The organism is Oleiphilus sp. HI0117 (genome assembly GCF_001635235.1).
In genome coordinates this window covers 1-2,621 of record NZ_LWGA01001050.1, presented here as the reverse complement: position 1 = coordinate 2,621, position 2,621 = coordinate 1, and the positions used below count along the sequence as shown (strand labels likewise).

Sequence of the window (2,621 nt, the reverse complement as noted above, 5' to 3'; positions counted from 1 at the left end):
CAAAAACCGAAATTGACAGCTGCAAGTACCGCCAGTGCAATTGGCCCGAATGCCAATCCACCACTAAAGAAGATTGGAGCAATAGAGTAACCCATTAACGTAATTATACTCGATACAACTACATCGTCGAGAAAACCACCACTCGCCCCACCAGATATTTTATATGCCCCAACACCGTATTCAGGATCTATTATTTCATAGCCAGAGCCTTGCCATCCATTTACCGTAATAGGGTTTTCATGAACTGTGACTTCCAGTCCTTGCACTAGAGCTGCTTGTATCTCAGCCCTAGCCCCGTCATCAATCGTGATGAAGTTCAGCTGTGATGAGTTAGCAGAGGTCCAAATCTCTATGTAAGATAACAACTATTACCTGAATCAGACTTATTATTCAATTCTGGCCCTAACGGCCCTTACACTTATAACCGCTGCACTTAAGACCAACACAGAAACTGTCACCCAATACAAAATTGGGTCATCAGATACTCGTACAACCGTACTTGGCAGCCAAATATCTCCCACAACGAGAGCCCTGATCGCAATCAAAGCCAAACCCAGAGATCCAATAAGGTTCTTTACTTTATTCCTCTTAGTCACACGATTTACCTATTTCATGTTGTAGTAAGGCAGCCAAAGCTCCAAACAGCGCTCCAAAAAACGTCACTGCATTTGCACCTATTGTCGCTACAGCAAGCATCGGTAAAACAGATGTCATGAAAGACGTTACTACGAGAGTGATGGCGAGAATCTTTAAACCAGAACTAGCGATACTAGAGCATGAGTTGTTTAGTATCTTTGCCACTAAGGTAAAGCCACTAATCGCACCCAACACGGCTCCAGCCTCATTACTTAGAATACCAAGGAGATAACTCACGTAGGCCCATGTTTCTTCAAGTGCGAATTGAACTGCGAAGAGAGCTGCATTGATTTCTACTGGCAGCGTAACGCCACCGCCACTAGCTCCACCAGATATCTTAAAAGCACCTACACCGTATTCTGTATCAATGATCGAGTAACCTGATCCTTGCCATCCATTTGCCGTAATCGGGCTGTCATGAACCGTGACTTCTAACCCTTGAAGCAAGGCAGATTGAATCTCAGCTCTCGCCCCCTCATCAATCGTTATGAAGTTCAGCTGTGATGCGTTAGCGGAAGTTCTATCAACCCCAGATATTCCTCTAATCAAAGGGCGATATTGAATAAATACCTTTTCTATCAAGATCTGAAATTAGATCTTTGTTATACCTTTGACATTTATCAATAAATAACATCATTCGTTCATTCTCTTTTTCAAGACAAGACATTACATCCTCAAAACCCAACAATATATCAATCTGTTTTACTTGATCTTCATTCTCTAGTGGAACAGCCATCATATCGTTTTTGAAAACCAATGTTCTTAACTCAGACCATTTTTCTAATTTCCTTAATCCAGAGATCTCATCTCCATGATTGTACAAAAAGTTCAAAGGGCCCATACCATTCGCTTTTAGTGCCTCAAAATCGTTGTTATATTCCTTAGCTCTTAACAAAACACCGAAAGTTTTTTCTTTGTCTCTTACAAATCTAATATTAAATACGTAAATAGCTAGACCTATAAGGCCTGTTAATAAGTAGAGAAAGTTTCCTGTCCCTTTCACAATTGCAGCGGAAGGTAAAATGAAAAACAAGCTCAAAGCAAATGCCAGTTCAAAGTTAATCCGATTATAAGAACCACATGTATGACATAATTTGTTAATACTAGGGTCAAAATCGCTCCCACACACACCACATTTTTTCTTTATCATTATTAGTTCCTGCACGAAGAAGACATTGACGTAGATAAATGTAATGCTAGATATTGCATCATGGACGCGAGCAATAAGGAAAATATAATTCCAGCAATCCCGAAGGCACCAGTAGATAAAATGGTAGATAACGCAAACATGAAAGTAGAGAGCATGTAAAAGAGCATATTTACTGCTGGATCACCACATACTAATGCCCAAGCCATAACGGTTGTGAACAAATTAGTATAGCTAGCAATCGCAGCTACGGTGAAACCATATGGACTATGAAGAAGCCCCATTGCTGTGTGCCATCCACCTGCAAACAGAGAAACCCAAGAGACAGCATCTGAAAAGTTAGCTAGATTCTGTACAGCGGAACCACTAGCTCCACCAGATATCTTATAAGCACCAACACCGTATTCGGTATCGATGATCGAATAACCCGATCCATGCCATCCATTAACAGTAATAGGTGACTCATGAACCGTTACTTCAAGCCCTTGAAGCAAAGCAGCTTGAATCTCCGACCTAGCCCCCTCATCAATCGCAATGAAGTTCAGCTGTGATGCGTTAGCTGAAGTTAACGTATAGATCTTTTGTCCTTGTGCCATTGCTATCGCGAGTGCTTTGGCTGTCGAGACACCTTCAGCCTGCTCTGTATCGGTTGAAAATAACTGTTCGGGAATCTGGTGCTCGTAGGCACTGTTTCGCATACCTGATGCTCGGTTAAAGGCTACCCAGCCTTCATAACAATTCTTCTTTTCTTCAACGTTGTTGTTCAAACGGTCGATATCCATCACAACACCGGTGAAGTTTACTTGATTCGGTGTACCATTTATCAAATAGCTTACTT

General features: G+C 41.5%; 4 protein-coding genes and 1 pseudogene. All 5 read right to left on the bottom strand.

Features of this window, described 5'->3' with window-relative positions:
- A partial coding sequence (locus A3757_RS18845; protein ID WP_197470131.1) for a hypothetical protein occupies positions 1–365 on the bottom strand: 365 nt, incomplete at its 3' end.
- A 21-nt stretch (positions 366–386) separates the two neighbouring features.
- Positions 387–596 carry a hypothetical protein gene (locus A3757_RS18840; RefSeq protein ID WP_068553936.1) on the bottom strand — a complete coding sequence of 70 codons (210 nt, stop codon included), beginning with the start codon at positions 594–596 and terminating at the stop codon, positions 387–389.
- Entirely contained in the window at positions 589–1,218 is a 630-nt protein-coding gene (locus A3757_RS18835; protein WP_068750730.1) for a hypothetical protein, read from the bottom strand. Before A3757_RS18835 ends, A3757_RS18840 begins: the two co-directional genes overlap by 8 nt.
- Entirely contained in the window at positions 1,178–1,786 is a 609-nt protein-coding gene (locus tag A3757_RS18830; RefSeq protein WP_068553940.1) for a hypothetical protein, read from the bottom strand. Before A3757_RS18830 ends, A3757_RS18835 begins: the two co-directional genes overlap by 41 nt.
- 2 nt (positions 1,787–1,788) lie before the next feature.
- A pseudogene (locus A3757_RS18825) lies at positions 1,789–2,621 on the bottom strand (hypothetical protein); the annotation flags it as partial.